The sequence below is a fragment of the Desulfococcus sp. genome, from assembly GCF_050178255.1.
Taxonomy (GTDB): domain Bacteria; phylum Desulfobacterota; class Desulfobacteria; order Desulfobacterales; family Desulfococcaceae; genus Desulfococcus; species Desulfococcus multivorans.
Genome location: NZ_JBFXGG010000146.1, coordinates 1 through 6580, shown reverse-complemented (window position 1 = coordinate 6580; position 6580 = coordinate 1). Strand labels below are relative to the sequence as shown.

Below are 6580 nucleotides of genomic sequence, written 5' to 3'. Positions count from 1 at the left end.
CTTTCGACTTTCATAGGCCGGTGCCGGGAGGATACGGCCCGCGCCCCACGCGGTTTCGTTCAAGTGCCGCTAAAGCTTGCTCCGGGCGGCCCGGAAACTCGCTGCGCTCAAACAGTCCGGGCCGCTGACCCTCCGCGGCGCTTAAGCGGCACTAAAACTCACCGCTGAAGGGGCGCGGACCATATCCTCCCGGCACCTCTTTCCGGTTACCATCATGAAAGTCGAAAGTGAATGCATGACATGAACAGCAGACACCAGGAGGGATACGATGATGTTTCAACCTGTAAATCATGAGCTCAACCGCTTCGATTTTCCAACAGACGTCGAAGCGGTGGTCGAATTGTTGCTGCAGGATCTTTCCTTACGGGACAAGGTGATCATGGCCCACCTGTCGGAGTCCGAATTGGGTCCTGTTTACGTCGGCATGGCCGAGACGATCCGGAAGGAATTTCAGCTGAACGGCGGGGGAAACCCGGCATTGCTGTCGTCCTGCAGGCGGTATATGAGGGAGATGAACTATCCACTCATGGATCCGGCCATGGTCATTGTCCGGGAAATATGGAAAAAAGTCAGACGGACCCACCGTCTTCGGGTGATTGAGCGACACCACGCCCGCAAATGACCCATTTTATCGCCCGTTCAACGAGGCTTCGGTGTGCCGAAGTCCGATCATTACGTCACCTTCGACGGACGGTCATACCATCCTGCGCTCCCTGTGATTGCCCAAAAAAAACCTTGATTTTTTTGAACCCGATACTATATTGTTCGCCGATTTGATCGGCTGTTGCCATTTCGTGTGACAGTAATAAAGATTGGTCCGATCACCGATAGGAGTTATGGAAATGCCTTTTGAGATTGTTAAGCAAAAAGGTTCCCGCTGGATCGATGCCTGTGCGTCAGCCGGAAACTGCGTGACCATGCTGTTCATGGTCATGATCATCACCCTGATTTCCGTAGAAATATTTATACGAACCGTATTCAAATTCTCGACATTCATCAGCGAAAAACCACTGATCTATTTTTTGATCGCCGTTGTCATGGCGGGTGCTGCCCAACTGCTCAAAAACGACGGTCGATCCCGACGTAAGGCCCGGTTCTCACACGGGGTTGTCAAGGTTCAAAGAACCTTTAGTCTGACCATCATTCTGGCCGCATTCGTGCTCTGTTCCTTCGCATTCTACCAGTCTCTCATCATGCTTCGCCACACATACAGCATGAACCCTGGCGTGAATCACATTTCCGGTGCGTCACTCTTCATTCCCCAGGCAGTGATCCCCGTGGGCTTCCTGCTTTTCGACCTTCAACTGATTGGAATTTTTTTCAGTAAAGTCGCCCTGCCGAAACGGATTCGATACCGGCAGAAACAATGAGGACGTCGCCGTCTTTCTGATCCGACACGGGAAAGGGCGCTCTCCGGCAGACATCAGCGGGGGGCGCACGCTCCCGGAGAACAGCACCTTCCAGCCGTCTCGGTCTTGCTATTTTCCCCACATTATGCCATGGGAAGGACGCATTGGGAACATGTTGTCAAACGGTTAGGCCGTCGATGCGGGAACCCTTTGAAAAGGAGCGGCCGTTATCAAGGTACGTGACGCGACCACGGCCCGGAACCCCCTGATCGTCATGTGATAGGAGGAAAAACGTTACAATGGATGAGCGATACACCCCCAGGACCATCGAAGCCAAATGGCAGAAATATTGGGAGACGTCAGGGGTCTTCAAGGTCAGCGAGACGCCCGGCAAGCCGAAGTATTACCTTTTGGAAATGTTTCCCTACCCTTCGGGAAAAATCCACATGGGTCATGTTCGCAACTACACCATCGGTGACGTTGTGGGGCGATACAAGCGGATGCGCGGGTTTAACGTGCTGCATCCCATGGGGTGGGACGCCTTCGGCATGCCCGCGGAAAACGCCGCGATTTCCAACGACACTCACCCGGCCGCGTGGACCTACGACAATATCGACGCCATGCGAAAGCAGCTGAAACAGCTCGGTTTTTCCTATGACTGGGATCGTGAAATCGCAACATGTCGGCCGGAATACTACCGATGGGAACAGTGGCTCTTCATCAAAATGTATGAAAAAGGGATGGCCTACCGGAAGGAATCCTTCGTCAACTGGTGCGAACCCTGCCAGACCGTTCTCGCCAACGAACAGGTCGAGGCCGGTATGTGCTGGCGCTGCGGCAAACCCGTTCGACAGAAAAAGCTCTGGCAGTGGTTTTTCAGGATCACCGACTACGCCGAAGATCTACTGGTGCATTGCGATGCATTGCCCGGGTGGCCCGACAAGGTGACCACCATGCAGAAAAACTGGATCGGAAAAAGCGTTGGGGCGGAAATCCGGTTTCCCATCGAAGACTCAGCCGAATCCGTTTCGGTCTTCACGACGCGTCAGGATACCGTTTTCGGAGCGACCTTCATGTGCCTCGCCCCCGAACACCCCCTGGTTGTGGAGCTGTCACGGGGAAAGCCTGAAGCGGACGCGATCGATGCCTTTGTCGATAAGACGGCGCTTCAGGATCGTTCGGCCAGGGCAGTGGAATCCTATGAGAAGGAGGGTGTTTTCACGGGAGCCTACTGCATCAACCCCTTGACCGGCCGGAAAATGCCCATCTACGCCGCCAATTTCGCATTGATGGAATACGGCACCGGCGCCGTCATGTCTGTCCCGGCCCATGATCAACGGGATTTTGAGTTTGCCCGGAAATACGGTCTCGACATCATCGTCGTCGTGAGCCCGGAGGACCGGGAACTGGATCCCGCTACAATGACCGAAGCCTATGCCGGGGAAGGGGAGATGGTCAATTCGGGCATTTTCAACGGCATGTCCAATCGTCAGGCACTGGATGAAGTGGCGGCCTACCTGGAACGTGAGGGCCTCGGAAAAAAAACCGTCAGCTTCCGGCTCAGGGATTGGGGAATATCCCGGCAACGCTATTGGGGAACGCCCATACCCATGATTCATTGCCCCACCTGCGGCATTCTGCCGGTACCCGAAGCGGATCTGCCCATCATTCTCCCCGAGGACGCATCCCTGCTCGACGGCGGAAGGTCGCCTTTGCCGACGCTGCCTGAATTCGCCCGGGTCGTCTGCCCCGCCTGCGGCAATACCTCAGCCCGACGCGAGACCGATACCATGGATACCTTTGTGGAATCCTCCTGGTATTTCGATCGTTACTGCAGTCCGCGTTATGAAGAGGGGATGTTCGACAGAAAAGCCGTCGACTACTGGATGCCGGTGGATCAATATATCGGCGGCGTAGAACACGCTATTCTTCACCTTCTCTACTCCCGATATTTCACGCGGGTTCTCAATGATCTCGGACTGATCGATTGCAGGGAACCCTTTACCCGGCTGCTGACCCAGGGGATGGTCTGCAAGGAGAGCACCTCCTGTCCGGAGCACGGGTATCTGTTTCCCGATCAGGTCACCTGGGAAGCCGACGGCCCGAGATGCAAACTGTGCAACGGATCGGTCACCGTCGGTCGCGTGGAGAAGATGTCCAAATCCAAGAAAAACGTCATCGATCCGGGAACGCTCATGGACCAATACGGCGCCGACACGACCCGTCTTTTCTGTCTGTTTGCCGCCCCACCCGAACGGGATCTGGAGTGGAACGACCAGGGCGTCGAAGGGGGACTTCGCTTTCTGAACCGGGTTTGGCGCCTGGTGCTCGATTGGAACCCCCTTATCGACGGCATCCCCCCCTATGAGGGCACACCGGAAGACCTCGACGAAGAACTCCGCGACATCTATCGGAAAATTCATGAAACGATCAGGAAGGTGACCAACGACATCGAAGACCGCTTTCACTTCAACACCGCCATCAGCGCCGTGATGGAACTGGTGAATGCCATGTACGCCGTCGAAAGGGAGGGGGCCTCTCCCCGGAAAGCGGCGGTGATGCGATTGGGGATCGAATCCGCAGTCCTGCTCCTCTCACCGATGGTACCCCATTTCGCGGAGGAAATATGGGAGAGTCTCGGTCATCAACCCTCGGTTCTGCAGGCACCGTGGCCGTCCTACCGGAAAAACGCTCTCGTCAGGAACGAGATACTCATCGTTATTCAGGTCAACGGAAAACTGAGGGGCAAGTTCAGTGTCGACCCCGAAGCCGACGACGATGCGATCAAGTCCATGGCCCTTGCCGATGAACGGGTCCGGAGGTTCATCGAAGGACGCCCGGTTCGAAAAGTCATTCTGGTCCGGAACAAACTGGTCAATATCGTCGTGTAACCTTGACGGGTTGCGGAACCGGTCAGGGCTGTTCACGTTTTGAAAACGTTGTCCGGAAGCGGACTGTCGGGATAATTAGCCCCTTGGAAGGAGACCCATGTTCAACCGTCGTTCGGGACATCGCCGGTCATTGCCGATCTGGATGCTCGCCGCCGTTGTTCTGTCGATGACCGCCTGCGGTTATCGCTTCTCCGCCGGCGAAAAGCTGGGAGAAAACATCTCGACGGTTTCGGTCAAGATGCTTGAAAACCGAACCGCTGAAACGGGGGTTGAACACATCTTCACCAACGATCTGATCTTCGAATTCACAAAAAACGGGAACACCGTGGTGGAGAGCGACGATGCGGACGCCGTCCTGAGCGGAACCATTGTCGCCATGCCTGTGGCGACCGTCGCCTATCGCGGTCAAATCACGTCCGTCGAGCGGCGCATTACCGCCGTTGTCAGTCTGAGTCTTTCAGATCGGAACGGAGAGATCATCTGGTCGGCAAACGGAATATCCGAAAGTGAAACCTACGGGATTCTGACGGAAAAAATCGCCACCGACTACAACAAACGCGAGGCCATCAGGGCGCTGTCGCAACGGCTTGCCGAGGCGGTCTACAGCCGTATAACAGACAAATTCTGACGTCACCCACCGGTCTCGTGAATAGGGGAGGAGAGGGCAGCTTCAAAAAAAAGCACGAAAGACGGCCTTTCCCTCGGGTATCGCCGGTCGTTTCGTGCCTTTTGAGAACGGATGTCTGCGCCGGTTCAAAACCGGCGGGAAACCCGACCCCCAATGCCGCGTCAAAGAGAAACGGTATTAACCAGTTTGGCCAGACGGGATATCTTTCGTGCGGCAGTATTCCGGTGAATAACACCCTTTTTGGCGGCCTTGGCGATCACCGATTTGGCTTGATTCAGATGCTCGACTGCCGCATCCTTGCTGTTTTCATTTGCCGCGCTCCGAACCTGTTTCACGGCATTCTTCATTCGCGTTCTGACGATACGGTTCCGTTCCCGCCGCAGCACGTTCTGGCGTGCCCGCTTCAAAGCTGATTTGTGGTTTGCCAAGATTGAGACTCCTTTCATTGGTAAATTATTTACGATAAACTCTTCTAACTACACAGGTTCTTGGGATTCTGTCAAGATAAAAGTGCATCCGGCCTGATTTGCCTGAATCTTTATTCTCCGTTTTCCGGACAGAACGCCGATCATCGTCGAAAGGACGGACGAGCTCGTGTTGTCCGGTTATTTTTCCCTTGCCACATTTTAAGTTATGGGGTTATTTATAACCATTTCAACTTTCGACTTTCATGATGGAGACCGGATAGATACGGCCTATGACAGTCGAAAGTTGAGTAACCATTTATCCAACGACGCTGCCGGAGCAGCGCAGCAACGGGCTCGCAGTCCCCACAGCAAGGAGACGACTGAATTGTTCAAGAGAACGCTGACAATCTACCTCCCGATCCTGATCGTTTCCGCCATGTTTTTGATGATCATTTTTGGGGGCAAAGGACTGATGGACCTCAAGACCATGCGGCTGAACAAGGAGCGCATCATCCAGAGAAACGAAGCGCTGGTCGAGAAGAATCTGTCCCTTCACCAAACCGTCGTCCGGCTCAAAGACGACCCCGTATTCATCGAACACGTCGCCCGGGAGGATCTGGGACTGATCAAGTCGGACGAAATCATCATGAAACTGGAACGACAAGCGGTTAAAGGAACACCACATGACTGAAAAAACGCGTCAAATGAAAATTCTCTGCATCGGAGCGGGGTATGTCGGAGGGCCGACAATGGCGGTGATCGCATCCCAGTGTCCGGACATCAAGGTCACGGTCGTCGATATCAATCCGGAACGGATCGCTCGTTGGAATTCGGAGCGCCTTCCCATTTACGAACCGGGTCTGGACGAGGTCGTTCGGTCGGCGAGGGGAAGAAACCTTTTTTTCAGCACGGATATCGAAGCCGGAATCCGGGAATCCGATATGATTTTCGTCAGCGTGAACACCCCGACAAAAATGTTTGGAACAGGCGCCGGAATGGCCGCGGATCTGCAATACTGGGAAAAAACCGCACGTCAGATCAGGGAGTGTTCCAACACACCGAAAATCATCGTCGAAAAAAGCACCCTCCCCGTGAAGACCGCTCAGGCCATGAAGCGAATTTTCGATGCCGGAAATCACAAGACGCGTTTTACGGTCCTCTCCAATCCGGAGTTCCTTGCCGAAGGCACCGCCGTCAACGATCTGAAGCATCCGGATCGGGTATTGATCGGGTCCGACACCTCTCCCGCGGGGATCCGCGCCAGGGAAAGCCTGGTAGATATCTATGCCAGATGGGTCGATCGGG

6 protein-coding genes and 1 pseudogene are annotated in these 6580 nt (G+C 54.7%); 6 read left to right on the top strand and 1 reads right to left on the bottom strand.

The genetic code is table 11. The features are described from left to right. Nucleotides 1-268: 268 nt before the first annotated feature. The 4 genes from AB7S84_RS15880 (at nt 269) to AB7S84_RS15865 (ending at nt 4868) form a co-directional block, all read left to right on the top strand. Entirely contained in the window at nt 269-622 is a 354-nt protein-coding gene (locus tag AB7S84_RS15880) for a hypothetical protein (RefSeq protein ID WP_020878611.1), read from the top strand. A 220-nt stretch (nt 623-842) separates the two neighbouring features. Then, nucleotides 843-1370, top strand: coding sequence for a TRAP transporter small permease subunit (locus AB7S84_RS15875; protein ID WP_020878610.1), 528 nt, complete (start codon nt 843-845; stop codon nt 1368-1370). 278 nt (nt 1371-1648) lie between these two features. After that, nucleotides 1649-4240: a leucine--tRNA ligase gene (gene leuS, locus AB7S84_RS15870; protein WP_020878609.1), complete on the top strand. Its 2592-nt coding sequence runs from the start codon at nt 1649-1651 to the stop codon at nt 4238-4240. A 97-nt stretch (nt 4241-4337) separates the two neighbouring features. Continuing rightward, nucleotides 4338-4868 carry an LptE family protein gene (locus tag AB7S84_RS15865; RefSeq protein WP_020878608.1) on the top strand — a complete coding sequence of 177 codons (531 nt, stop codon included), beginning with the start codon at nt 4338-4340 and terminating at the stop codon, nt 4866-4868. 161 nt (nt 4869-5029) lie between these two features. Here the strand turns inward: AB7S84_RS15865 and rpsT are convergent, their stop codons facing one another. Then, nucleotides 5030-5296: a 30S ribosomal protein S20 gene (gene rpsT / locus AB7S84_RS15860; RefSeq protein ID WP_020878607.1), complete on the bottom strand. Its 267-nt coding sequence runs from the start codon at nt 5294-5296 to the stop codon at nt 5030-5032. Nucleotides 5297-5660: 364 nt separating this feature from the next. On the opposite strand from rpsT, the gene AB7S84_RS15855 reads away from it, so the two are divergent. Both AB7S84_RS15855 and AB7S84_RS15850 read left to right on the top strand, forming a co-directional pair. Next, nucleotides 5661-5966 carry an FtsB family cell division protein gene (locus AB7S84_RS15855; RefSeq protein WP_020878606.1) on the top strand — a complete coding sequence of 102 codons (306 nt, stop codon included), beginning with the start codon at nt 5661-5663 and terminating at the stop codon, nt 5964-5966. Next, nucleotides 5959-6580: pseudogene (locus AB7S84_RS15850) on the top strand (nucleotide sugar dehydrogenase); the annotation flags it as partial. The gene AB7S84_RS15855 and the pseudogene AB7S84_RS15850, both read left to right, overlap by 8 nt.

Coding starts and splice junctions, on each gene's coding strand:
- leuS (WP_020878609.1), top strand. CDS start 1,649: ATGGATGAGCGATACACCCCCAGGACCATCGAAGCCAAATGGCAGAAA.
- AB7S84_RS15865 (WP_020878608.1), top strand. CDS start 4,338: ATGTTCAACCGTCGTTCGGGACATCGCCGGTCATTGCCGATCTGGATG.
- AB7S84_RS15875 (WP_020878610.1), top strand. CDS start 843: ATGCCTTTTGAGATTGTTAAGCAAAAAGGTTCCCGCTGGATCGATGCC.
- AB7S84_RS15880 (WP_020878611.1), top strand. CDS start 269: ATGATGTTTCAACCTGTAAATCATGAGCTCAACCGCTTCGATTTTCCA.